Origin of the sequence: Caballeronia grimmiae, assembly GCF_022879615.1 — a bacterium.
GTDB classification, from domain to species: Bacteria; Pseudomonadota; Gammaproteobacteria; order Burkholderiales; family Burkholderiaceae; genus Caballeronia; species Caballeronia grimmiae.
In genome coordinates, this window is sequence record NZ_CP084271.1 from 89101 (window position 1) to 114602 (window position 25502).

Below are 25502 nucleotides of genomic sequence, written 5' to 3' on the forward strand. Positions count from 1 at the left end.
ACCATCGATGGCAACTGAACCGACGCAGGCCAGCGCGCAGATCGAACCGCGCGGCGGGCTTTCCTATGTCCGCGGCGCAACCGATATCCCCTTGAGCGACGCGACCGTATCGCGTTTTCTTCTGGACACAGTCGAGCGTTTCCCGGACCGGCCGGCTGTCGTCTTCCGCGAGCAGGGCATCCGCTGGACGTGGCGTGAGTTCGCGCATCAAGTCGACGTGCTCGCGAGCGGCCTGCTCGCGCTCGGACTGAAAGCGGGCGATCGCGTCGGCATCTGGTCGCCGAATCGCGTGGAGTGGCTGCTGACGCAATTTGCGACGGCGCGCATGGGCGCTGTCCTCGTCAATATCAATCCGGCTTATCGGCTGGCCGAACTCGAGTACGCGCTGAACAAGGTCGGCTGCAAAGCGATCGTGGCGGCGGAGCAGTTCAAGTCGTCGAAATATCTGGAGATGCTTCAGACGCTCGCGCCTGAACTCGCCGACGCCGAGCCCAACGCGCTGCATGCGGCGCGGTTGCCTGAACTGCGCGCCGTCATCCGCATGGGCGACGCCGTCACGCCCGGCATGCTGAACTTCAATGACGTGATGGCGAAAGGCCGTGCCGCCGTCGATACGGCGAACCTCGACGCGCTCGAAGCAAAGCTCGCCCCGGACGACGCGATCAACATCCAGTTCACGAGCGGCACGACCGGCAATCCGAAGGGCGCGACGCTGACGCATCGGAATATCGTCAACAACGCCCGATACATCGCGATGGCGATGCGGCTTACCGAGGAAGACTCCTTGTGCATTCCGGTGCCGCTGTATCACTGCTTCGGCATGGTGCTGGCGGTGCTGGCGTGCGTCTCGACCGGCGCGGCGATGATCTTCCCCGGCGAAGCGTTCGATCCCGCCGCGACGCTCGCCGCCGTCCACGAAGAACGCTGCACCGCGCTGCACGGCGTGCCGACGATGTTCATCGCGGAACTGGATCACCCGGACTTCGCGAAATACGATCTCAGCCGCCTGCGTACGGGCATCATGGCGGGTTCGCCGTGTCCGATCGAGACGATGAAGCGCGTCGTTTCAACGATGCATCTCGCCGAAATCACGATCGCGTACGGCATGACGGAGACGAGCCCCGTGTCGTTCCAAAGCTCGACCACCGACCCGCTCGACAAGCGCACGACGACCGTCGGGCGCATTCAGCCACATCTGGAAGTGAAGATCGTCGATCCGCTCGGAGAGATCGTGCCGGTCGGCGAGACGGGCGAGCTCTGCACGCGCGGCTATTCGGTGATGAAAGGCTACTGGGGCGAAGACGAAAAGACGCGCGAAGCAATCATCGACGGATGGATGCATACCGGCGACCTCGCGACCATCGACGCCGAAGGCTACTGCAACATCGTCGGCCGCCTGAAGGACATGGTCATACGCGGCGGCGAGAATGTGTATCCGCGCGAAATCGAAGAGTTTCTCTTCCGTCACCCGAAGATTCAGTCCGTGCAGGTCTTCGGCGTGCCCGACGAAAAATATGGCGAGGAAGTGTGCGCGTGGATCGTCGTGCGCCCCGGCGAACAGGCGAGCGAAGACGATATTCGCGCATTTTGCCAAGGACAAATCGCCCATTACAAGATCCCGCGATATATCCGCTTCGTCGATGAACTGCCGATGACCGTCACCGGGAAAGCGCAGAAGTTCGTGATGCGGGCACGCATGATCGACGAACTCAAGCTGGCGGAGTCCAGGACCGCATAAGCGGTTCGGCGTAGGACGGCGGAAAAGACAAAGGGAGCGCGTGGGCGCTCCCTTCTGTCATGGGACAAACGTCCGCGCGACAATCGCAAACGTTTGTTCAGGCGAAAAAAAAGCGGGCCTGGAGCCCGCTAAAAACCACACGCTACGGGGTTAGCGCGAGGAGACCAACTGTGGGAGACTTCGATTTTCAAATCGAAGAACGATCCCAACACCGATGTCCCTGGAAGAGCGTCGACCTTCGCCGACCACCCGAACGCACGGCATTTGCACTGCGCGTTCGAATCCATCCGTGTTGAAACCGTTTGAACAGATTGTGGGCGAATTGAATCTGGATCGGCGTAACAAAGTGTTTCAGGTTGTAACCCGCGCCGGACAAGGCGCCGATAAACAATCTCGCGCGAATCCACCTTTTGTCTTGCAAATATTCTCGCTTATTCCGCCGATTTATTCTGTCGCCGCACTTACACGTCAAAATACCGCTTTTTGACCCACGCGCTAAACTGCAAATCCTCAGAAAAATAGCACGTGTGCGCGGAAGAAATCGATTAGAAAAAGCCTACACACTCGTTCGATTCCCATAACCAATTCTATTGGAGACTCGCATGACCATTGACGCAGCTTTGCACCGCTATTACCGCGATGTCGCCGAGGCGTTTCCGGCGCTCGCACCGGGCGCCGGCGCAACCGCGATACGTGAGCGGTTCAAGGCCGTGGCGCAGGCGTACGCACGCGAACGTGACAACGCTGTGACCGTCGAGGACATTGACATTGTTTTACAAGAACGGACGCTTGCGGCGCGCATTTATAAGCCGCGTGCGACGAGTGGTCCGCTGCGGCTGCTCGTCTATTTTCATGGCGGAGGCTGGGTCGTCGGCGATATCGACACGCACGACGCGCTCGTCGCCCGCCTTGCGCTGGACGCACAGTGCGCGGTGGCGAGCGTCGATTACCGTCTCGCGCCCGAGCATCCGTTTCCCGCGCCTTGCGACGACGCACTCGATGCGCTGATCTGGTTCGCGGAGCATCGCTCGCGGCTGGGCTTCGCGACGGATCGGCTGGGCGTCGGCGGCGACAGCGCGGGCGCGCACCTGGCGGTCGTCGCGGCGCGCGGCGCGAACGAGCGCGTGGCGGGTCTCGTCGGCTTGCAACTGCTGCTTTATCCGGTCATGCGGCGGCAATTCGAGAGTCCGAGTTGCATCGCGAATGCAAACGGCCCCGGACTCACGAACGACGAGATGAAGTGGTACTGGACGCAGTTCCTGTCCGGCGTCACGCCCGGCGATCACGACGTCCGCGCCTTTCCTCTCGCCGAGCCGTTCGAGCGCACGCCGGCGCGCGCGTTGATCGTCGCGGCCGCCTACGATCCGCTCTACGACGACGCTTTCGAGCTCAAACGCTTCCTCGAAACGAACGGCGGTCCCGTCGAAGTCATCGACGCCAGGGACATGACGCACGGATTCGCGCGCCTGCATACGCAGTCCGACGCGGCGCTCGGCTGGCTGCAGAAGATTGGCGAACGCGCAGGCGCGTTGCTGCGCGCCGAGCGGTGAAAGGCTACTTCAGCCACTTGTCGACGACAGCCTGAAACTCGCCCGTCGACCGCGTCAGATGCAGCCACTGATCGACGTACTGCTGCCACGCGACATCCCCGCGCGGCAGCAGATACGCCTTCTCGCCGAACTGAAACGGCTTGTCGGGATGCACCGAGCACAGGCCGGGATTGAGCTTCTGTTGCAGCAGCGTTTCGGAGGCATCGGTGACCATCACGTCGGCGTGGCCGTCGAGGATCTGCTTGAAGATCGTCACGTTGTCCGGATACTCGATCAACTGCGAGTGTGAAAAGAACTGCTTCGCGAAGCGCTCGTTCGTGCCGCCGGGATTGACGATGGTCCGCACGCCCGGCTGGTCGATCGCCGCGACGGTCTGATACTTGTCGACGTCGGCGCAACGCACGATCGGCGTCTTCCCGTCCTCCATGTACGGCGCGGTAAAGAACGCGCGCTTCTGCCGGTCAAGCGTCGTCGACACGCCGCCGACGGCGATATCGCATTTCGCGATGAAATCGTTCATCAGGTTCGACCACGACGTCTTCACGTACTCGGCCTTCACGCCGAGCGACTTCGCGAGGCTGTCCGCCAGATCGATGTCGATGCCTTCGAACTGCCCATCCGGCTTGAGGAACGAGTACGGCTTGTAATCGCCGGTCGTGCAGACGCGCATCGTGTGGCGCGCGAGGACATCATCGAGTCGCGAGGCGACCGGTGCGGACGCGGGCGCGGCTTGCGCGACGCTGCCCGCCTGGACCGTCTGGGCGCACGCGACGCCCGATACGAAAACCGACCACGCGACTGCACCCGCGGCGAGACTGAAGGACGTGCGTTTCATCGATGCTCCTGATTGTTGTTGTGACGACGAGGCGGCCATCGATGATAGCGAGCACGCGGTCGTCTGAGAATCATCTCGAAAAGACGCCGGTCCGCGCGGATTTGCCGCCGCGCTGCTGCGGAAACGGGCAGCCGGTCCGGTAGAATGGGCGATTCTCTTCTGGCTTCAGCACCGAGCGACGTGGCACAGACTCTTCTCAACGACACCTTCCTGCGTGCGCTGCTGCGCCAGCCGACCGACTACACGCCGATATGGCTGATGCGCCAGGCTGGCCGCTACTTGCCCGAGTACAACGCGACGCGGGCGCGCGCCGGCAGTTTCCTCGGACTCGCGAAGAATCCTGATTTCGCCACCGAAGTGACGCTGCAACCGCTCGAACGCTTTCCGCTCGACGCCGCCATTCTGTTTTCGGACATCCTGACGGTCCCCGACGCGATGGGCCTCGGCTTGAACTTCGTTCAGGGCGAAGGCCCGCGCTTCGAGCGCACCGTGCGTACGGAAGACGACGTGAAGCGCCTCGCCGTGCCGGACATCGACGCCACGCTGCGCTACGTCACCGATGCCGTGAGCCAGATTCGCCGCGCGCTGACGGACGCGCAAGGCCGCCAGAAAGTGCCGTTGATCGGCTTCTCCGGCAGTCCGTGGACGCTCGCCTGCTATATGGTCGAAGGCGGCGGCTCGGACGATCATCGAACCGTGAAGTCGATGGCTTATGCCCGGCCCGACCTGATGCATCGCATTCTGGACGTGAACGCGCAAGCCGTGACCGCGTATCTGAACGCGCAGATCGAAGCGGGCGCGCAAGCGGTGATGATTTTCGACACGTGGGGCGGCGCCCTCGCCGATGGCGCTTACCAGCGCTTCTCGCTCGACTACATCGCGAAGGTCGTCGCGGGGCTGAAGCGCGAGCACGACGGCGAACGCGTGCCGGTCATCACGTTCACGAAGGGCGGCGGACTGTGGCTCGAAGAGATCGCCGCAACCGGCGTGGACGCAGTCGGCCTCGACTGGACGGTGAACCTCGGCGTCGCGCGCAAGCGTGTCGGCGGCCGCGTGGCGCTTCAGGGCAACATCGACCCGGCCGTGCTCTTCGCGCCGCCCGAGGCAATTCGCGCCGAAGCGCGCGGCGTGCTCGACAGTTTCGGGAATTTTCCGGGCCATGTTTTCAATCTCGGCCACGGCATCTCGCAGTTCACGCCGCCGGATCACGTCGCCGAACTGGTCGACGAAGTCCACAAGCACAGCCGCGCGATGCGCGCCGCGTGATTCCCGACCGGACGATGCTGCGGTGCAGCGTCATCCGTAACGCCCGCCCTTCGCGGCCTGCCGGGATGTCAAGATCGACTTATGCACATTTTGTTCGTTGCGTCGCGCCATCAGACATATGAGCCGGGGCCATCCATAAATCGGCTCTATTCGTGAAGCAAGCGGCTGATTTAAAACAACTTTACTGAGTTTTGTCCGAAATGTGGGCAGACGCACATAAGCGATCCGTGACATTGATTCCGGCGAAGCACAGCCCACTTCTCAACAAAGTTATCCACAGGCCTGTGGAAAGCACTGCAAAACCAAAAAAAATCGCTTACTTACGGGCGTTTCTGACGTTCCACTTTAACTTCGTCCCGTCCGGGCTTGCGCGGCCGTGGGACGGCCTCGCGGCGGCTGCCGACGAGCGCGCCACGCAATGACCGACGTATTCGTGCGCGTCGCCGTCGACCAGCCGATGCCCGTCCTGTTCGACTATCGATACGCGCTACCGCACGCACCGGCTCCCGGCATGCTCGTGCTCGTGCCGTTCGGAAGGCGCGAGGTCGTCGGGCTGATCTGCGAAATCGCGTCCACGACCGACGTACCCGCCAGCAAGCTGCGCAGCGTCAGCAGAATCTGCGTCGACTGCCCGCCACTCTCGATGCAATGGATCGCGCTGGCCGGCTTCGCGGCGGATTACTACCAGCGCGGCCTCGGCGAAGTCGCATTGCCCGCGCTGCCGCAAGCCTTGCGCGATGCATCGCGCTGGGAGCGGCTTCTGGCGGTGGAGCCGCGCTTCGTTCTGCTGGCGTCCGGCCGCGCCGAAATGCACGACGCGCTGCCCGCACGCGCAACGGCGCTTCGCCGCCTCGCCGACGCCCTGACAGCAGAAACGTCCGTCGGCTTATCGGATGCACGCGCGGTCCATCCGAAAGCAGCCGCGATTCTCGACGAGTGGCTCGCGCGCGGCTGGATCGACCGGGCAGCGCCTGAAATGCCGCCGCCGCAAGCGTCCCCGATGGGCGCAGCGCAGCTGCCCCAACTCACCGATGAACAACGCGAAGCGGTCCAAGCCATCGCTGGCGCGCAAGGCTTCGCGCCGTTCCTGCTGCACGGCGTAACGGGCAGCGGCAAGACGGAGGTGTATCTCCACGCGCTCGCCGAATTGCTCGCCGCGCGGCCCGACGCGCAAGCGCTCGTCCTCGTACCGGAAATCAACCTGACGCCGCAGTTCGAAGCCGCCTTCCGTTCGCGCTTCGCCGCGCTCGCCGAAGGTTCCATCGTGACGATGCACAGCGGCCTGGCCGAAGGCGAGCGCGCGCGGAACTGGCTCGCGGCGCATACCGGCAGCGCGCGCATCGTGCTCGGCACGCGGCTCGCGATTCTCACGTCGGCGCCGCAACTCGCGATGATCGTCGTCGATGAAGAACACGACCCCGCGTACAAGCAGCAGGAAGGGTTGCGGTACTCGGCGCGTGATCTCGCGGTCTATCGCGCGAAGCAACTGGATATTCCCGTGGTGCTCGGCTCCGCGACGCCATCGCTCGAAACCTGGTGGCAGGCCGAGCAGGGCCGCTACACGCGCCTGACGCTCACGCGCCGCGCCGTAGCGGAGGCCGTGCTGCCGGCGGTGCGGCTCGTCGATCTCGAAGAGGAACACCGGCGCGGGCGCGCTTCCGTCGATGGACTGTCGGGGCCGCTCATCAGCGCGTTGCAATCGCGGCTCGAGCGCGGCGAGCAAAGCCTCGTATTCCTGAATCGTCGCGGCTATGCGCCGATCCTGTCTTGCGAAGCGTGCGGCTGGGTTGCGGGCTGTCCGCGCTGCAGCGCGTACGCCGTGCTCCACAAGCCCGAGCGCGCGCTGCGTTGCCACCATTGCGGCTGGGAATCGCGCATTCCGAAGTCGTGTCCGGAATGCGGCAACGTCGATATCGCGCCGATGGGTCGCGGCACGCAGCGCGTCGAGGAAACGCTCGCGAGCGTGGTGCCGGGCGCGCGGGTGTTGCGTATCGACGCCGACAGTACGCGCCGCAAAGGCAGCGCGCAGGCGCTTTTCTCGGATGTCCACGCCGGCGAAGTCGATATCCTCGTCGGCACGCAGATGATCGCGAAGGGACACGACTTCCGCCGCGTGACGCTGGTCGGCGTGCTGAATGCGGACACCGCGCTGTTTTCCCACGACTTCCGCGCAAGCGAGCGGCTTTTCGCGCAGCTCACGCAGGTCAGCGGACGCGCGGGCCGTGCCGGTCTGCCGGGCGAAGTGCTGATTCAGACGCGCTATCCACGCCACGCGCTGTATCTGGCCTTATCGCGGCAAGACTATGTCGGCTTCGCCAACGCGACGCTCGCGGAGCGGCGCGACGCCCGCCTGCCGCCGTTCGTCTATCAGGCGATGCTGCGCGCCGAAGGCCGCACGCTCGAGGCGGCCATCGCTTTTCTCGAAGATGCCGCCGCGGCATTCGCCCCGTTGCCGGGCGCGGATCGCGTGACGGTCTACGATCCGGTGCCGCTCACGATTGTGAAGGTGTTCAACGTGCATCGCGCCCAGTTGCTGCTGGAAAGCGGATCGCGGGGCGCGCTGCAGTCCGCGTTGCGCGCGTGGCAACCCATCCTGCGCACGCTCAAAGGCGTGTTGCGCTGGAACGTCGAAGTCGATCCGCTCGACGTCTGAGCGCGATCACACTCCGTTCACGCGCGACCGGTCGTTCGGCGCGGGCGCCACCTCATCGCGCGATTCATCGACCGCATCCGTGCGCGGCGACGCGCCACGAATGAACAACACGACGCAGGCCGCGAAAACGATCCAGACGCCGACAATCCACATCCAAGTGCTCATGCTGCTCTTCTCCCCGTAGCCTCAAGCCGCGCCGGCGGCGGGCCTCGGTCGTTATATCGGCTGCGGAGATGCATTTACTTAGGGCTTTATCCCAAAAAACTTGAGTTAGGGAAAGTACTAGGCGGATTCCGCCTTTCGCCAGCGACGCGTTTCACCGCGCAAAGCCTTGCCGGTAAAGGGTTCGACAGTGGTGCAACCCTGCCTAAAACGCCGGTTGCACCTTTTAAATCAGCGGGGTACGATTCGCCAACTTTTTAGTCTTTCGCCGGGTAGGCCCGACCGGCAAACGAAGGAAATATGGCGAGCACAACCCTTGGCGTGAAAGTCGACGATTTGCTGCGGTCCCGGCTGAAAGACGCCGCGACCCGGCTGGAACGCACCCCGCACTGGCTCATCAAGCAGGCGATCTTCGCCTATCTCGAACGCATCGAGCACGGCCAGCTTCCGCCGGAATTGTCAGGCGTGAACGGCGCATCCGACATGACCGACGCAGCCACCGTCGACACCGATGAAGACGGCGCGCCGCATCCGTTCCTCGACTTCGCGCAGAACGTGCAGCCGCAATCGGTGCTGCGCGCGGCGATCACGGCGGCGTATCGGCGGCCGGAGCCGGAGTGCGTGCCGTTCCTGATCGGTCAGGCGCGCTTGCCTGCGAACGTCGCGGCAGAAACCGAAAAGCTCGCGACGAAGCTCGTCGAGGCGCTGCGTGCGAAGAGCACGGGCGGCGGCGTCGAAGGGCTGATCCACGAGTTCTCGCTGTCGAGTCAGGAAGGCGTGGCGCTGATGTGCCTTGCCGAAGCGCTGCTGCGCATTCCCGATCGCGCGACCCGCGACGCGCTCATCCGCGACAAGATCAGCAAGGGCGACTGGCGTTCGCACATGGGCCAGGCGCCGTCGCTGTTCGTGAACGCGGCGACGTGGGGCCTGATGATCACCGGCAAGCTCGTCACGACGAACAGCGAAGCGGGCCTGTCGTCGGCGCTGACGCGCATGATCGGCAAGGGCGGCGAGCCGCTGATCCGCAAGGGCGTCGACATGGCGATGCGCCTGATGGGCGAGCAGTTCGTCACCGGCGAGACCATCTCCGAAGCGCTCGCGAACAGCCGCAAATTCGAAGCGCGCGGTTTCCGCTACTCGTACGACATGCTCGGCGAAGCCGCGACGACCGAGGAAGACGCACAGCGCTACTACGCCTCCTACGAGCAGGCGATTCACGCCATCGGCAAGGCGGCGGGCGGGCGCGGCATCTACGAAGGCCCCGGCATCTCGATCAAGCTCTCTGCGCTGCACCCGCGTTACTCGCGCTCGCAGCAGGAACGTACGATGACCGAATTGCTGCCGCGCGTGCGCGCGCTGGCGCAGCTCGCGCGCCGCTATGACATCGGGCTGAACATCGACGCGGAAGAGGCGGATCGTCTCGAACTGTCTCTCGATCTGCTCGAAGCCCTGTGCTTCGACCCCGAACTCGCGGGCTGGAACGGCATCGGCTTCGTGGTGCAGGGTTATCAGAAGCGCTGCCCGTTCGTGATCGACTATCTGATCGATCTCGCGCGCCGCAGCCGTCATCGTTTGATGATTCGTCTCGTGAAGGGCGCGTACTGGGATACCGAAATCAAGCGCGCACAAGTGGACGGCCTCGAAGGCTATCCGGTCTATACGCGCAAGATCTACACGGACATCTCGTATCTCGCGTGCGCGAAGAAGCTTCTCGCCGCACCCGACGCGGTCTATCCGCAATTCGCGACGCACAACGCGTTCACGCTGTCGGCCATCTATCACCTGGCGGGCCAGAACTACTATCCCGGCCAGTACGAGTTCCAGTGCCTGCACGGCATGGGCGAGCCGCTCTACGAAGAAGTCGCAGGCCGCGACAAGCTGAACCGTCCGTGCCGCGTGTACGCGCCGGTCGGCACGCATGAAACGCTGCTCGCCTATCTCGTGCGGCGGCTGCTCGAAAATGGCGCGAACACGTCGTTCGTGAACCGGATCGCGGATGAATCGATTCCGGTGAAGGATCTCGTGCAGGACCCGATCGACGAAGCGCAGAAGATCGTGCCGCTCGGCGCGCCGCACGCGAAGATTCCGCTGCCGCGTCACCTTTACGGCAACGAGCGCCTCAACTCGATGGGCCTCGATCTGTCGAACGAGCATCGGCTGGCGTCGCTGTCGTCGGCGCTGCTGGCGAGCGGCAACCATCCGTGGCAGGCCGCGCCGATGCTCGAAGGCGGTTCGCCCGCCAACGGCGTCGCCCGCGATATCCGCAATCCGGCCGATCATCGCGATGTGGTCGGGACCGTGATCGAAGCGTCGCCGGAACAGGTGAGCGCCGCGCTCGCGAACGCGGTGGCTGCCGCGCCGATCTGGCAGGCGACGCCCGTCGAAGACCGCGCCGACTGCCTCTCGCGCGCCGCCGATCTGCTCGAAGCGCAGATGCACACGCTGATGGGCCTCATCATCCGCGAGGCCGGAAAGTCGCTGCCGAACGCGATTGCTGAAATTCGCGAAGCCGTCGATTTCCTCCGTTACTACGCTTCGCAAATTCGCGCGGAGTTCTCGAACGACACGCATCGTCCGCTCGGCCCGGTGGTCTGCATCAGCCCGTGGAACTTCCCGCTCGCAATCTTCATGGGTCAAGTGGCGGCGGCGCTCGCGGCGGGCAATCCGGTCCTCGCGAAGCCGGCAGAACAGACGCCGCTGATCGCCGCGCAAGCCGTGCGCCTTCTGCGCGAAGCCGGCGTGCCGGCGGGCGCGGTGCAACTGCTGCCGGGCGACGGCGAAACCGTCGGCGCGGCGCTCGTTTCCGATGCCCGTACGCGCGCCGTCATGTTCACCGGCTCGACCGAAGTGGCGCGCCTCATCAACAAGACGCTGTCGGAGCGGCTCGATCCGGAAGGCCGGCCGATCCCGCTGATCGCCGAAACGGGCGGCCAGAACGCGATGATCGTCGATTCGTCGGCGCTCGCGGAACAGGTCGTCGCGGACGTGATGCAGTCATCGTTCGATTCCGCCGGTCAACGCTGCTCCGCGCTGCGCGTGCTCTGCCTGCAGGACGATGTTGCCGATCGCACGCTCGAAATGCTGACCGGCGCGATGAAGCAACTCGCGGTGGGCAATCCGGACCGGCTGTCGGCGGATGTCGGCCCGGTCATCGATGCCGACGCGAAGCGCAGCATCGACGCGCACATCGCCTCCATGCGCGAGAAGGGCCGCAAGGTCGTGCAACTGCCGTTGCCGGAAGGCTGTGCGCAAGGCACCTTCGTGCCGCCGACGCTGATCGAACTGGAGAGCATCGACGAACTGAAGCGCGAAGTCTTCGGACCGGTGCTGCATGTCGTGCGTTATCGCCGCGCGTCTCTTGATAAACTGCTCGACCAAATTCGTACGACGGGTTACGGCCTGACGCTCGGCATCCATACGCGCATCGACGAAACCATCGCGCATGTGATCTCGCGGGCGCACGTGGGCAACATCTACGTGAACCGCAACGTGATCGGCGCGGTCGTCGGCGTGCAGCCGTTCGGCGGCGAAGGCTTGTCGGGCACGGGTCCGAAAGCGGGCGGCGCACTGTATCTGCAGCGCCTGCTGGCGAAGCGTCCGACCGGCCTGCCGAAGTCGCTGGCGAGCGCGCTCGTCGTCGATCAAGTCGCTTCCGCCGATACGCCTGCCGCCGCCCTGACCGCATTGCGCGACTGGGCCATCGGAGAGCGCGATCCGCAGACGGCCGCGCGTTGCGACGGCCATCTGCAGCACGTGCTGGCGGGCGCGACGGCGGTGCTGGCCGGCCCGACGGGCGAGCGCAACACGTACACGTTGAGCGCGCGCGGCACGGTGCTGTGCGTGGCGTCGACGGACAGCGGCGCACGCGCGCAGCTGGCTGCCGTGCTGGCGACGGGCAACAAGGCGCTCTTCGCGGGGCCGGCGGGCGAGCAGCTGGTGGCGTCGCTGCCGGCGTCGCTGAAGGGCCATGCAGCAGTGAGGAAAGATCCTGCAGCCGGCTTCGATGCCGTGCTGTTCGAGGGCGACAGCGATGAACTGCTGTCGCTCGTGAAGGAAATCGCCAAGCGTCCGGGACCGATCGTATCGGTGCAGGGCGTGGCGGCGGGTGCCTTCGCCGACGCGGGCCACGACGGCGAAGACTACGCGCTCGAACGTCTGCTGACGGAACGCTCGGTGAGCGTGAACACAGCGGCGGCGGGCGGCAATGCGAATTTGATGACGATCGGTTGAGACTTTCGCGGCGCTCGATTCAACAAATTCAAACAAACGGCAGCCAGCACGGCGATCCCGGCAGAAGCTGCCATCCACACTGGTACTAGGAGAAGCTATGAAGTACACGATGAACAAGCTGGCAGCAGCCCTGACGCTCGCTGGCCTGTCGCTGGCGGGGACGGCAGTTGCACAGCAAGTCGAAGACGTGAAGGTCGGTTTCGCGGGTCCGATGACCGGCGCGCAAGCGCACTACGGCAAGGACTTCCAGAACGGCATCACGCTGGCCGTCGAAGACTTCAACGCGACGAAGCCGGTGATCGGCGGCAAGCCGGTTCGCATCGTGCTGGATTCGGCGGACGATCAGGCCGACCCGCGCACGGGCACGACCGTCGCGCAGAAGCTGGTCGATGACGGCATCAAGGGCATGCTCGGTCACTTCAACTCGGGCACGACCATTCCGGCTTCGCGCATCTACGCGAACGCGGGCATTCCGCAAATCGCGATGGCCACCGCGCCGGAATACACGACGCAGGGCTTCAAGACCACGTTCCGCATGATGACGTCGGACACGCAGCAAGGTTCCGTCGCGGGCGAGTTCGCGGTGAAGAACCTGAAGGTCAAGAAGATCGCCATCGTCGATGACCGCACGGCCTACGGCCAGGGTCTCGCCGACCAGTTCGAGAAGGCGGCGAAGTCGGCGGGCGGCACGATCGTCGATCGCGAGTTCACGAACGACAAGGCTGTCGACTTCAAGGCGATTCTGACGAAGATCAAGGCGACGAACCCGGACCTCGTCTACTACGGCGGCGCCGATTCGCAAGCCGGCCCGATGGCCAAGCAGATGAAGACGCTGGGCTTCCGCGCTCCGCTGATGGCCGGCGAAATGGTCAAGACCGACACGTTCCTGAAGATCGCGGGTGACGCGGCCGACGGCACGGTGGCATCGCTGGCTGGCCTGCCGATGAACGAAATGCCGGGCGGCGCGGCATACGAAGCGAAGTACAAGAAGCGCTTCAACGAAGAAGTGCAGACGTACTCGCCGTACGCCTATGACGGCGCAATGGCCATGTTCACCGCAATGAAGGCGGCCAACTCGACGGACCCGGCAAAGTACCTGCCGATGCTCGCGAAGACCGACATGCAAGGCGTGACGGCGAAGCATCTGTCGTATGACGCCAAGGGCGATCTGAAGAACGGCGGCATCACGCTGTACAAGGTCGTCGGCGGCAAGTGGACGACGCTGCAGAGCGTGGGCGGCAAGTAAGGTTTAGGCTTTCGCCTTGAGTGTTGGAACGGCCCGGTTCGCGTAAGCGACCGGGCCGTTTTGCATTGAGGTGGCCGTTTGAATTTTGCAGGCAAACGGCTGACCGCGCCGCCAAACGGCTATTCCAACGGCTTATTGACCCGCTTATACCCCGTCACCATCGCGCGAATGAGTTCCTCACGCGTCCAGACGGTCATCAGCACGGCCGCGGCGATATGCACGCAAGCGAAGATCTCGATGACGAGCGAAAGCCACGTATGAATCTGCTGCGGCCAGTCTTCGCCCCAGAAGGTATCGAGCCGCATGAGCCATCCCGACACGCCGAGCGCGAGGATCAGAAGCCACAGGAAGAGCGCCATCAAGCCGCCGAGCGGATTGTGCGATTGATGATGCAGCGGCCGGCCCGCCGCGAGGGAGCGGAAGTATTCGCGCAGACGCGCCGGTGTCGGCCACCACGCCGAGAAGCGCGCATTCGTCGAGCCGATGAACCCCCACACGATGCGCGCGACCACGAGTCCCGCCGCGATGTACCCCAGCAGCCGATGCGTGGAATCCGTCGGCCCGAAAAGATTCCACACGACGATGCCCGCGACCGCCCAGTGCGTCAGCCGGACCCAGATGTCCCAGACCTTTACGCGCATCGACATGACGAACAGCGTGCTCAGTCGACTTCGGACTTCACGACATCGAGCGTTTTGGTGTCGTAGTAAATCTCGACTTTCTTGCCGTCCTTGTCGCGACCGTAGATTTCGTAGCAGTTGCCATCGACCTTGAACTTGCGGATCTTGTAGCCCTGCGACTCGATCTTGGCCTTCGCATCCGATTCCTTCATCCACTCGCCTTTCGGATGCGCCGTGCAGTCCGCTTTCGCGAACGCCGCACCGGAGAAGCCTAGCGCCAATGCAACCGCAAGAATTTTGAGCATCGCTAACCCCCAGTAATTTGGAGCGAATTACTCTACTGCCACCGGGGGTTAAGAGCAAGCAAATCGAAAGCTGGCGGTCAACGCTTGCCTTGCTGACGAACCTGCTCCAGCGTCGCCGCCGGCGTGCTCTGATCCTGTGGAATGCGGATTTCGATGAGCGCGGGCAGCCCGGACTCCACGGCGCGATCGAACGCGGGCATGAACTGGTCCGTCGTCTCGACGCGTTCCCCATGCGCCCCGAACGCGCGCGCATACGCGACGAAATCCGGATTGGTCAGCCCCGTCCCATGCACGCGATGCGGATAGTGCCGCTCCTGATGCATGCGGATCGTGCCGTACTGCGCGTTGTTCACGACGACGAAAATCACCGCCAGCCGATACTGCATCGCCGTGGCGATTTCGTGGCTCGCCATCATGAAGCAGCCGTCGCCGGCGAAGGCAATCACCGTGCGATCCGGATACAGCGACTTCGCGGCGATGGCGGCGGGCACGCCGTAGCCCATCGCGCCGCTCGTCGGTGCGACCTGCGAGCGGAAGTGCCGATACGAATAGTGTCGATGCAGCCACGTTGCGTAATTCCCCGCGCCGTTCGTGAGAATGGCATCGGCGGGCAGCCGTTCGGCGAGCGCGCGCATGATTTCGCCAAGCTGGACATCGCCCATCATCGGCCTGGGCTTGCGCCATTCAAGATACGCGGCGTGCGCGGCCTCGGCGGCTCCCGTCCATGCGATCGCGGCGGGCGGTTCGAGCGCCGCGAGCATCGACGCGATTTCCGGCATGCCCGACACGATCGGCAAATCCGCGCTATAGACGCGCCCGAGCTCTTCCGCGCCCTGATGCACGTGGATGAGCGTCTGCTTCGTCTTCGGGATATCGAGCAGCGTGTAGCCGCCCGTCGTCGATTCGCCCATGCGCGGGCCGAGCACGAAGAGGACATCGGCGTCGCGCACGCGGGCAGCGAGCGCCGGATTGATGCCGAGGCCGACATCGCCCGCATAGTTCGGATGCTCGTTGTTCAGCGTGTCCTGGAAGCGGAACGCGCAGCCGGCCGGCAACTGCCATCGCTCGATGAAGCGCGCGAAGTCCTGTGTGGCAGCTTCCGTCCAGCCGCTGCCGCCCGCGATCACGAAGGGCTTCTTCGCATTGGCGAGCATGTCGCGTAGCCGTTCCATCTGCGCCGGCGCGGGCGATGCCGCCACACGCTGATAGCGCGGCGCGGCCGGCGCGGCATCGCAGGCTTCGGTCAGCATGTCCTCGGGCAGCGCGAGCACGACCGGACCCGGACGCCCCGCCGTCGCGACGTGAAACGCATGACTCATGTATTCAGGCACGCGGCGCGGATCGTCGATCTGCGCGACCCACTTCGCCATCTGCCCGAACATGCGCCGATAGTCGATTTCCTGAAACGCCTCGCGATCCATGTGGTCGCGCGCGCATTGGCCGATGAGCAGGATCATCGGCGTCGAATCCTGATACGCGGTGTGCACGCCGATGGATGCGTGCGTCGCGCCCGGCCCGCGCGTGACGATCGCGACGCCGGGCCGGCCGGTCAGCTTGCCGACCGCTTCGGCCATGTTCGCCGCGCCCGCCTCGTGGCGGCACACGATGGTCTGGATCTGGTCCGTTTCGTCGTGCAGCGAATCGAGCACGGCAAGAAAGCTCTCGCCGGGCACGCAGAACACGCGCTCGACGCCGTGTTGCACGAGCGCATCGACGACGAGACGCGCGCCGGTGGTTTGAGTGGAAGCGGGGGAAACATCGGACGCCATGCGTAAAAGTCTCCTGTCGGTTCAGGTTGGCAGAAAAGCGCCCTATAGCTTACGCCGTGGTCGGCACGGCGAGCCGAATCTTTACCGCGATCTGCTCCATCAGCCGAAATACCCCTTTTTCACACCCCTTATCCAGCGATAGACGCAGGCGCTTCTTCGCAATAATGGCTTCACTGAAAAGCGGACACGTCGAAACATCCGGCGACGCCCGCCTCGCAAAGATCGCAGTCATTCCTCATCGGGGGCAAGTTTGAACATCCGTAAATTCATTGGCGCGAACAGCCGCGACGCACTGCGACAGGTTCGGGAAGCGCTTGGCCCCGATGCAATCGTGCTGTCGAACCGTACGCTGGACGATGGTTCCGTGGAGATCGCCGGTTGCGCGGATAGCGATATCGCGTCGATCTCGCCGAAATCGCAAGAGCTGGCCGCGCCCGCGACGTTCGCGAGCGCCACACCGCGCGCCGCGCTGGCGCAGGCAGCAGCCGCTGCGGCAAAGCACGCCGCACCGAATCCGTATGCGAGCGGCGATGTGTTCTCGTCCGTGTTCGGCGCGAAGCCCGACGCCGATGCCGACGCAGCCGACGAAGCACTCGCCGACGAAGCATCCCGCACGATGGCCGATTCGAATCCGTGGCTGATCGAGCATGCGCGACGCATCGCCGAGCAGGCCGCGACGCCGTCGAATCGTCCGCTGACGGCATCGTCGGCAATTGCACGCGGCATGGGCGTGCCGGTGGCGCCGAAAGCGCAAGCCGCCGACAAGCCGGAGACGGCGAACTACCCGCTGCGCCAGGCCGCGCAACCGAAGGTCGACACGCCCGAGTGGGCGCGCGAAGCCGCGCAAGTCGCCGCACGCCGCGCCGCGCAGAAGATCAACGCAAGCGCGCCGCAAGCGGAAGCATCGCCGGCATCGCCTGAAGGTGCGTTCGAAGGCTTGCCAGCGAATGCGGCGGCTGTCGTCACCGAGGCGATTCGTGCGCGCATGGAGCAGGTCGTCAACGATACGGTGATGAACGAGCTGTCGTCGATGCGCTCGATGATGGAAGAACAGTTCTCCGGCCTGCTGTGGGGCGATCGCCAGCGCCGCATGCCGAGCAACGCCGCGCTGACCAAGCACCTGTTCGCCGCGGGCTTCTCCGCGCAACTCGTGCGCATGGTCATCGACAACATGCCGGAAATGGAAAACGCCGAGCACGCGCTCGAATGGGTGCAGCAAGTGCTCGAATCGAACCTGCCGGTGATGGCGAGCGAAGACGCGCTGATGGAACGTGGCGGCGTGTTCGCGCTGATGGGCCCGACGGGCGTCGGCAAGACGACGACCACCGCGAAGCTCGCCGCGCGCTGCGTGATGCGCTTCGGCGCAAGCAAGGTCGCGCTGCTGACGACGGACAGCTACCGGATCGGCGCGCACGAGCAGTTGCGCATTTTCGGCAAGATTCTCGGCGTCTCGGTGCACGCGGTGAAGGACGCGGCCGATCTGCAACTCGCGCTTTCGGAGTTGCGCAACAAGCACATCGTGCTGATCGACACGATCGGCATGAGCCAGCGCGATCGCACCGTGTCCGATCAGATTTCGATGCTGTGCGGCGCGGGTCATCCGGTGCAGCGCCTGTTGCTGCTGAACGCGACGAGCCACGGCGACACGCTCAATGAAGTGGTGCAGGCCTACAAGAGCGCGGCCGATCAGCCGCCGCTCGCGGGCTGCATCCTGACCAAGCTCGATGAAGCGACGAACCTCGGCGGCGTGCTCGATACGGTCATCCGCTACAAGCTGCCGGTGCATTACGTATCGACCGGACAGAAGGTGCCGGAAAACCTTTACGTGGCGACCAAGCGTTTCCTGATCAAGAGCGCGTTCTGCATTCCGCGCGACGGTTCGCCGTTCGTGCCGCAGGACGAGGAAGTGCCGGCGCTGTTGTCCGCATTGTCCGCGCGTGCCGCGGCTGAACTCCATGAGGTTCGCTTTGGATAAGCTCGTCCTCGACCAGGCTGAAGGCCTGAGACGGCTCCTGACGCGTGCAGGCTCGCGCGTGGTGGCGGTCGCGGGCGGACCGGCGGGCATCGGTTGCACGTCGGCGGTGGTGAATCTCGGCGCGGCGCTGGCCGTGCATGGCAAGGATGTGCTCGTCATCGACGAGCGGCAGAACGGAACATCGGTGAGCCGCATGGCGGGGCTTTCCGGATCGCAGGCGATGAGTGCGGTGATGTCCGGCCGTCACGCGTTGCAGGAAGTCGTCACGCGCACGCCGCTCGGCTTTTCGCTGATCGCCGCGCCCCGCGAGGAGCGCGTGAGTCACGACGCCGCGCAGTGCCGCGCGCTGCTCGACGGACCGGCGGACATCGTGCTGATCGATACGCAACTGGATCGGCATGGCGCGCTGTCGTCGCTCGCGGCGCAGGCGCATGACTTCCTGATCGTCACGCGGGCGGCTGCGCCGGCGATCACCGAGGCGTATGCGTGCATGAAGCGTCTGCACTACGCGCATGCAATCGGCCAGTTCCGCGTGCTGATCAATCACGTGCAGAACCCGGCCGATGCGGCGGTCGCGTTCGACAACCTGTCGGGCGTGGCGAGCCGGTATCTGGCGGTGGCGCTCGTGCAGGCGGGGTATGTGTCCGAGGATGCGCGCATTACTCGGGCGAGGGAGCTGTCGCGTTCGGTGGTGGAGGCGTTTCCGGCTACGGCTGCGGCGCGCGACTATCGCCAGATTGCGGCCGAGCTTCTGCACTGGCCGATGCGTTCCACGCCGGCTGGGCGTGATGCTGAAGTTGAAAACGAAATGCAGTTTTTGGATGGCGAGTCTGACAAGGGCGGGCGGGAAGTGGCGCGAAGAGCGTCGATGTTTCCCGGCCATGCATTGAGCAGCACGGCGTCGATGTGATCAAGACAAAGGTGACCCAGATGTACAACGCCCAAGGCAAACTCTCGCAGTCCGACGTGTTGACGCGCTATGCGCCGCTCGTTCGCCGGCTGGGGCTGCAGCTCGTCGCCAAGATGCCGGCGAGCGTCGACCTCGACGATCTGATTCAGGCCGGCATGATCGGCCTGATGGATGCGGCGAGCCGTTACAAGGAAGATCAGGGTGCGCAGTTCGAGACGTATGCGAGCCAGCGCATTCGCGGCGCGATGCTCGATGAACTGCGCGCGAACGACTGGCTGCCGCGCAGCATGCGCAAGACGTCGCGCGAAGTGGAATCGGCGGTGCACAAGGTCGAGCAGAGCCTTGGCCGTTCGGCGAGCGAGACGGAGATCGCCGAGCATATGAAGCTGCCGCTCGACGAGTATCAGTCGATGCTGCAGGACTTGCACGGCAGCCAGTTGATCTATTACGAAGACTTCGACCGCTCGGCGGACGACGAACCGTTCCTGGATCGACATTGTGTGGATCGGTCGGACCCGCTTTCGGCGTTGCTCGATGACAGCCTGCGTGGCGCGTTGATCGAGGCTATCGATCGGCTGCCGGAGCGGGAGAAGCTGCTGATGAGCCTGTATTACGAGCGCGGGTTGAATCTGCGGGAGATCGGCGCGGTGATGGAAGTCAGCGAGTCGCGGGTTTGCCAGTTGCATAGCCAGGCGGTGGCGAGGCTGCGGGCGAAGTTGCGGGAGCAGGAGTGGACGGGGGTGGAGGCTTGAGGGGGCTGAACTGCGGGGACGGTGCAATGTCGCTTCGTTCCTGCGGCCCCGCGCACCGTTAGAGATGCCAACTTTTGGCGCTGGTTGGCTGACGCTTGGTCGTCGATGACGTGGTGTTTGGCGCGATTGGCTACGGGGGATGGCGCGGAGACTCGTCGTCTTCTGGGATGAGCCTGATATCTCGGTGGTCCGTAGCGGAAACGCACGTCAGCAACGCATATCGCGGAATGAATTCTTGCCGCGTGGGCTTGGCTGATCTGCGAGGAGTGAGCCTTAAGCTTTCATGGGCGATGACTGCGGTAGCGGCTGAGTATCGAGAGCCGCGCTTTTGCTCGCGAGATTGACCCAGACCCGGCTCAACGCGACAGATGATTCAGGCAGCAGACTGCTCTCAACGCCGCGATTGTCGAAGCTCAGGCAGCGTGAGCCCAGTCCGGGCTACTGTCGGTTGCGTAGCGGTAAGCAAGTTGCAAAAAGAGCCAGGGGAATGCGATGCACTTCCCGCCGCCAAGATGCCGTAGTCGGCAGTCGGCAGCAACCCTTGCTTCTCTCGTTTGAATGCGGTCTTGATTCTGCACGCCTTTTGGCGACATTGGCCAGGCAACGGCAAATAGGCGCATCCGCGTTGAGTCTCGGCCCGACTGTTTAAGCGGAGAAGCGAGCGGTAGCACGAAGCCTTGATTCAGGAAGCGCGCTTGAAGCGATCGACCTCTGCTTCAGCGATGATGATGGCGCGCCCGGCTGGGATCGAACCAGCAACCCCTGCCTTCGGAGGGCAGTACTCTATCCATTGAGCTACGGGCGCATCGGCGGGAGCCTTGCTTGCGGGATGCCGAAAGGCGACAGCAAGACTCATGCGAATCCGAGAGGATACCTGTTTTTCAAACATCCGTCCACGGCGAGCGCTTCAACGCAAAATCCAGCACCCTCGAACTGCGGGTAAACGCCCGTCACCCGCCTCGCCGCCCCGCCGCCTTCCGTTAAACGTTCCGTCTATAATCGACCGTGCCTTTGACGACGCAAGGGCGAAGCGGTAGCCGTCACGCTGTCTGAACCGACTCAATCAAAAAACGGGAGACGAGACAAGCATGAGCGAAGCACCCCACGGAGCTCCGATCAGGACACCCGGCCAACTCATCGCGGCGATCATCGCGGGGTTCGGCATCCCGGTCGCCATCATCATCCTGCTCGCCGTTTACGTCGATACCTCGACGCGCACCGGCGCGGGCACGAACATCGACGCTTCGGTGCAAGAGCGCGTCGCGCCCGCCGCGAAAGTCGATATCCGCGACGCCAACGCCCCCCGCGTCTACAAAACCGGCGAAGAAGTGTTCAAAGCCGTGTGCTCCGCCTGTCACGCGACAGGCACAGCCGGCGCACCCAAAGTCGGCGATGCCGGCGCATGGGCCCCGCGCATCAGCGAAGGCTACGACACACTGCTGCACAACGCGCTCAACGGTAAAGGCGCGATGCCTCCGCGCGGCGGCGCCAGTCCCGACGATTACAGTGACTTCGAGATCGCGCGCGCCGTCGTCTACATGGCGAACAACGCTGGCGCGAAGTTCGCGGAACCGGCGCAACCTGCATCGGGAGCGGCGGCAAGTGCATCGGCTGCGGCGTCTGCTCCGTCCGGCGCATCGGGCGCGACGGACAACGCACAGGCCGCAGCCGCACTCGCGGCGCTCGCATCGGTGCCGCAAACCGCATCCGCGCCGGCTGCGGGTGCGCAAAGCGCGGACGCCGCTCAGGCCGGCAAGGCCCTCTACGAACAGGTCTGTCAGGCGTGTCACGCGGCAGGCGTGCTGAACGCGCCCAAGTTCGGCGACAAAGCCGCCTGGGCGCCGCGCCTCAAGGAGCCGATGGAAACGGTCTACAACTACGCGCTCCACGGCAAGGGCGCGATGCCGCCGAAGGGCGGATCGAACGCACCGGACGCGGATGTGAAAGCGGCCGTCGATTACATGGTGAACGCGTCGAAGTAACGTCGCGGCTAGCGGTATCGTGAGCCGGCTGCTGTCGTCCGGTGTCGCAATGAAAAGCCCTGCGCACGCTTGAAGCGTCGCAGGGCTTTTTGTCAAATGCGGAAAGTTATCAGCTCTTCTGCAACATCGCCTTCAGCATCGCCATCCGGTCCTTCGGCGACAACGGCGCTTCTTCCGCCGTCGGCGGCGGCGCATCGTCGAGCAGCATCTCCGGAATGAAGCGCGATGGCTCGCACACCACCGTCTCCCGCGCGCGCTTGCGCTTCTTGCACCAGTTCAGATGCAGGCTTCGCTGCGCCCGCGTGATCGCCACGTACATCAGCCGGCGCTCTTCCTCGATGCGCGCATCGTCGACCGGACTGTCGTCGTCCGCGTTTCCGCGATGCGGCATGATGCCTTCCTCGACGCCCACCAGAAACACGTGCGGATACTCCAGCCCCTTCGACGCATGCACCGTCGAAAGCCGCACCGCGTCCGGGTCTTCGTCCTTGCCTTCGAGCATCGACATCAGCGCCACGGTCTGGATCAGCCCGAGCAGATTCTTGCCCTCGTCGGCGAGGCCATCGGCGGTGTCGTAGCCGGTCTGCTCGCTTTCCGGCGATGCCTCCGGCTTCGTGCCCTTGCGCTTCAGCCATTCGCAGAATTCGAGCACGTTCTGCCACTTCGATTGCGCCTGCCGCTCGTCGAAGGCATCGTAGAGATAGGCTTCGTAGTGGATGGCTTCCATCATGTCGTCGAGCACTTCGGTCGCCGGATCACGCGCGGCGCGGTCCGAGAGCCGGCGTATCCATTCGCAGAAGGTGCGCAGCGGTTCGACTTGCCGCGCCGACAGCCGCGCCTCGATGCCGCCCATGAACACCGCCTCGAACAGCGACACCTTCGCTGCGCCCGCGAACGCGCCGAGCGCTTCGAGCGTCGTGTTGCCGACGCCGCGCCGGGGTGTCGTGATGGCGCGGATGAAAGCGGGATCGTCGTCCGGATTCGCGATCAGCCGCAAATACGCGATGATGTCCTTGATCTCCGCGCGATCGAAGAACGACTGCCCGCCCGACAGCACATACGGGATGCGCTCGCGCCGGAGCACCTGCTCGAAGATGCGCGCCTGAAAATTTCCGCGATACAGAATGGCGTAGTCGCGGAACGCCGCGCGCCGCTCGAACTTGTGCGCCGAGAGCCGGAAGACGACGGATTCGGCCTCGTGCTCTTCGTCGTTGCAGCCGGTGACGGTGATCGTGTCGCCCATGCCGTGCTCGGACCACAGCTTCTTCTCGAAGAGCTTCGGATTGTTGGCGATGACGTTGTTCGCCGCCGTCAGAATGCGCACCGTCGAGCGATAGTTCTGTTCCAGCTTGACGATGTGCAGCTTCGGAAAGTCCGTGCTCAACTGCGCGAGGTTCTCGAGCGTGGCGCCGCGCCAGCCGTAGATAGCCTGATCGTCGTCGCCGACGGCGGTGAACGCCGCCCGCGGCCCGGCGAGCTGTTTCAGCAATTCGTACTGGCAGGCGTTGGTGTCCTGATACTCGTCGATCAGCAGATAGCGCAAGCGGTTCTGCCACTTGTCGCGCACCTGCTCGTTCTCCGCGAAAAGTTGCGCGGGGCGCAGGATCAGATCGTCGAAATCGAGCGCCTGATACGCGTGCAGCGTCGCGGCATAGCTGCGATACACGATCGCCGCCTGATGCTCGTCCTCGTTGTTCGCGAGCACGGCTGCCTGATCGGGCGAGACCATCGCGTTCTTCCACAGCGAGATGATCGACTGCACCTTGCGGATGAGTCCTTTGTCCGTGGTGCCGAGCTGTTCCTGAACCATGCCGAAGCAGTCGTCGGAATCCATGATCGAGAACTGCGGCTTCAGCCCGACGTGCTCCGCTTCCTGCCGCATGATCTGCACGCCAAGCGAGTGGAACGTGCAGATGGTCAACTGATTGACCGGCACCTTGCGGCCTTCCTTGCCGGGCGTCGTCAGCGTCTTGCCTTCGAGGAGCTTGGCGGTCCGCTCGCGCATTTCGAGCGCGGCCTTGTTCGTGAAGGTCAGCGCGGCGATGTGCTTCGGCTCGAAGCCACGGCCTTCGATCAGATGCGCGATCTTCTGCGTGATCACGCGCGTCTTGCCGCTGCCTGCGCCGGCGAGCACGAGACAGGGACCATCGAGATAGCGCACCGCTTCGCTTTGTGCGGCGTTGAGACCTGCGGACATCGTTCTGGACTTTGGAGAGTGAGGCGAGCGGCAACCGGTAAAAAACACCGCCGCTAATGGACTGCGAGCATTTGCCTGGCGGCACACTGTTCATGCGCGCGGGAAATTCGAGAGCGCGATGTTAACACGATAAAACGCGGCGGGTTTTGGCCCTCGTTCGCTTTACGGTTGCCGCCGTTTGGCCGCGTGCCACAATATCTGCTCGATACGAACAGGATGATGCCCACAATGAGTTCAGCACTGAAAGTCGGCCTGATGGGCTATGGCCTCGCTGGCGCGACGTTCCACGCTCCCGTCATCGAGCATTGCGGCCGCGCGAGCGTGACGGCCATCGCGACGAGCCAGGCGGAGCGCGCGCAGGCCGACTATCCCGACGCGCAGATCGTCGCCGAGTTCGATGCGCTCGTCGCCATCGACGACATCGCGTGCATCGTCATCGCCACGCCCAACGATACGCACTTCGACCTCGCGCGCCGCGCGCTGTCGTCGGGCAAGCACGTGGTCGTCGACAAGCCGGTGACGCTCAGCGCAGCGGATGCCCGCGCGCTCGCCGATCTTGCCGCCGAGCGCGGCTTGCTGTTCGCGCCGTTTCACAACCGTCGTTGGGACGGCGATTTCATGACGGCACGCGCGCTCATCGAGAGCGGGCGGCTCGGGCGCATCACGCATTACGAATCGCATTTCGATCGATTCCGTCCCAAAGTGCCGCAACGCTGGCGCGAGGAAGCGGCGCGCGGCGGCGGCTTGCTGTTCGATCTGGGGCCGCATCTGATCGATCAGGCGCTCGCGCTTTTCGGCGCGCCGCAGACGGTGACGGCTTTCGTGAAGGCGCATCGCGATCACGCGCACGCGCCGGATTACGTGCATCTCGTGCTCGGCTATGCGGACAAGGAAGTGGTCCTGCATGCGAGCGCGCTCGCTGCGCTGGAGCCGCCGCGTTTCACGATCCACGGCACGCGCGGCAGCTATGTGAAGACCGGCCTCGACGTACAGGAAGATCAGTTGCGCTCCGGACTGCGCCCCGGCGACGCGGGCTTCGGCAAGAATCCGCCGGGTTTGCTGCGCGAAGTGGATGGCGACCACGATCTGCGCCACGAATTCGCCACGCGCGATGGCGCGTATGTGGAGTTCTATCGTGCGCTGGCGGCGTCGGTGCTGGATGGCAAGCCGTTCCCGGTGACGCCACAGGATGCGGTGGATACGATGACGGTCATTGAACTCGCCGCGCAAAGCGCCGAAACGGGCATGCGGATGCCGTTCGCGCGGCTCGTCTAACGCGCAGCCGCCGCTTGAGAATCGCGCTTCGTCATTC

The 25502-nt window shown here is 64.3% G+C and carries 19 protein-coding genes and 1 tRNA gene; 12 read left to right on the forward strand and 8 right to left on the reverse strand.

The features are described 5' to 3' along the window. Positions 1–7 precede the first annotated feature (7 nt). The 3 genes from LDZ21_RS00425 to LDZ21_RS00435 all read left to right on the forward strand — a co-directional run bounded on the left by LDZ21_RS00425 (position 8) and on the right by LDZ21_RS00435 (position 3288). A complete protein-coding gene (locus LDZ21_RS00425) occupies positions 8–1738 on the forward strand; it encodes an AMP-binding protein (protein WP_244793787.1) in 1731 nt (576 codons plus the stop codon). 214 nt (positions 1739–1952) lie between these two features. Continuing rightward, positions 1953–2225: a hypothetical protein gene (locus tag LDZ21_RS00430; protein WP_244793788.1), complete on the forward strand. Its 273-nt coding sequence runs from the start codon at positions 1953–1955 to the stop codon at positions 2223–2225. Positions 2226–2340: 115 nt separating this feature from the next. Beyond that, positions 2341–3288, forward strand: a complete 948-nt coding sequence (locus tag LDZ21_RS00435; RefSeq protein ID WP_244793789.1) for an alpha/beta hydrolase — start codon at positions 2341–2343, stop codon at positions 3286–3288. A 4-nt stretch (positions 3289–3292) separates the two neighbouring features. Here LDZ21_RS00435 and LDZ21_RS00440 read toward each other — a convergent pair whose 3' ends face one another. Beyond that, on the reverse strand, positions 3293–4123 hold the full coding sequence (locus tag LDZ21_RS00440; protein ID WP_244793790.1) for a transporter substrate-binding domain-containing protein: 831 nt from the start codon (positions 4121–4123) through the stop codon (positions 3293–3295). A gap of 180 nt (positions 4124–4303) precedes the next feature. On the opposite strand from LDZ21_RS00440, the gene hemE reads away from it, so the two are divergent. Both hemE and LDZ21_RS00450 read left to right on the forward strand, forming a co-directional pair. Next, positions 4304–5389, forward strand: coding sequence for a uroporphyrinogen decarboxylase (gene hemE / locus LDZ21_RS00445; protein ID WP_280519415.1), 1086 nt, complete (start codon positions 4304–4306; stop codon positions 5387–5389). 418 nt (positions 5390–5807) lie between these two features. Further along, positions 5808–8042, forward strand: a complete 2235-nt coding sequence (locus LDZ21_RS00450) for a primosomal protein N' (protein ID WP_244793792.1) — start codon at positions 5808–5810, stop codon at positions 8040–8042. 6 nt (positions 8043–8048) lie between these two features. On the opposite strand, the gene LDZ21_RS00455 is transcribed toward LDZ21_RS00450, so the two are convergent. Continuing rightward, entirely contained in the window at positions 8049–8207 is a 159-nt protein-coding gene (locus tag LDZ21_RS00455; RefSeq protein WP_160174715.1) for a hypothetical protein, read from the reverse strand. Between the two features lie 297 nt (positions 8208–8504). Here LDZ21_RS00455 and putA point away from each other — a divergent pair, with 297 nt between their 5' ends. Together putA and LDZ21_RS00465 are read left to right on the forward strand one after the other, a co-directional pair. Then, entirely contained in the window at positions 8505–12434 is a 3930-nt protein-coding gene (gene putA / locus LDZ21_RS00460; protein ID WP_244793793.1) for a trifunctional transcriptional regulator/proline dehydrogenase/L-glutamate gamma-semialdehyde dehydrogenase, read from the forward strand. A gap of 97 nt (positions 12435–12531) precedes the next feature. Beyond that, positions 12532–13680: a branched-chain amino acid ABC transporter substrate-binding protein gene (locus LDZ21_RS00465; RefSeq protein WP_244793794.1), complete on the forward strand. Its 1149-nt coding sequence runs from the start codon at positions 12532–12534 to the stop codon at positions 13678–13680. Positions 13681–13799: 119 nt separating this feature from the next. Here LDZ21_RS00465 and LDZ21_RS00470 read toward each other — a convergent pair whose 3' ends face one another. The 4 genes from LDZ21_RS00470 to LDZ21_RS00485 all read right to left on the reverse strand — a co-directional run bounded on the left by LDZ21_RS00470 (position 13800) and on the right by LDZ21_RS00485 (position 16606). Continuing rightward, the gene (locus LDZ21_RS00470; RefSeq protein WP_244794863.1) at positions 13800–14321 is read right to left on the reverse strand and encodes a cytochrome b/b6 domain-containing protein; all 522 of its coding nucleotides are present in this window, start codon (positions 14319–14321) and stop codon (positions 13800–13802) included. 20 nt (positions 14322–14341) lie between these two features. Further along, positions 14342–14605, reverse strand: coding sequence for a PepSY domain-containing protein (locus LDZ21_RS00475; protein ID WP_244793795.1), 264 nt, complete (start codon positions 14603–14605; stop codon positions 14342–14344). 77 nt (positions 14606–14682) lie between these two features. Further along, on the reverse strand, positions 14683–16374 hold the full coding sequence (locus LDZ21_RS00480; RefSeq protein ID WP_244793796.1) for a thiamine pyrophosphate-binding protein: 1692 nt from the start codon (positions 16372–16374) through the stop codon (positions 14683–14685). A gap of 49 nt (positions 16375–16423) precedes the next feature. After that, on the reverse strand, positions 16424–16606 hold the full coding sequence (locus LDZ21_RS00485; RefSeq protein ID WP_244793797.1) for a hypothetical protein: 183 nt from the start codon (positions 16604–16606) through the stop codon (positions 16424–16426). An 18-nt stretch (positions 16607–16624) separates the two neighbouring features. Between LDZ21_RS00485 and flhF the strand changes: the two genes are divergently transcribed. Genes flhF through LDZ21_RS00500 form a run of 3 tightly spaced genes read left to right on the forward strand, consistent with a single transcriptional unit; the run spans position 16625 to position 20011 of the window. After that, on the forward strand, positions 16625–18349 hold the full coding sequence (gene flhF / locus LDZ21_RS00490; protein WP_244793798.1) for a flagellar biosynthesis GTPase FlhF: 1725 nt from the start codon (positions 16625–16627) through the stop codon (positions 18347–18349). Next, entirely contained in the window at positions 18342–19259 is a 918-nt protein-coding gene (locus LDZ21_RS00495) for a MinD/ParA family ATP-binding protein (RefSeq protein ID WP_244793799.1), read from the forward strand. The genes flhF and LDZ21_RS00495 overlap by 8 nt, the downstream gene beginning before the upstream one ends. Before the next feature lie 20 nt (positions 19260–19279). Further along, on the forward strand, positions 19280–20011 hold the full coding sequence (locus LDZ21_RS00500; protein ID WP_035962420.1) for an RNA polymerase sigma factor FliA: 732 nt from the start codon (positions 19280–19282) through the stop codon (positions 20009–20011). A 729-nt stretch (positions 20012–20740) separates the two neighbouring features. Here LDZ21_RS00500 and LDZ21_RS00505 read toward each other — a convergent pair. Then, a tRNA-Arg gene (locus tag LDZ21_RS00505) sits at positions 20741–20816 on the reverse strand. Positions 20817–21099: 283 nt separating this feature from the next. Here LDZ21_RS00505 and LDZ21_RS00510 point away from each other — a divergent pair. Next, entirely contained in the window at positions 21100–21993 is an 894-nt protein-coding gene (locus LDZ21_RS00510) for a c-type cytochrome (protein ID WP_244793800.1), read from the forward strand. 109 nt (positions 21994–22102) lie between these two features. Here the strand turns inward: LDZ21_RS00510 and LDZ21_RS00515 are convergent, their stop codons facing one another. Continuing rightward, on the reverse strand, positions 22103–24190 hold the full coding sequence (locus LDZ21_RS00515) for a UvrD-helicase domain-containing protein (RefSeq protein WP_244793801.1): 2088 nt from the start codon (positions 24188–24190) through the stop codon (positions 22103–22105). 228 nt (positions 24191–24418) lie between these two features. On the opposite strand from LDZ21_RS00515, the gene LDZ21_RS00520 reads away from it, so the two are divergent. Then, on the forward strand, positions 24419–25465 hold the full coding sequence (locus tag LDZ21_RS00520) for an oxidoreductase (protein WP_244793802.1): 1047 nt from the start codon (positions 24419–24421) through the stop codon (positions 25463–25465). Positions 25466–25502 lie beyond the last annotated feature (37 nt).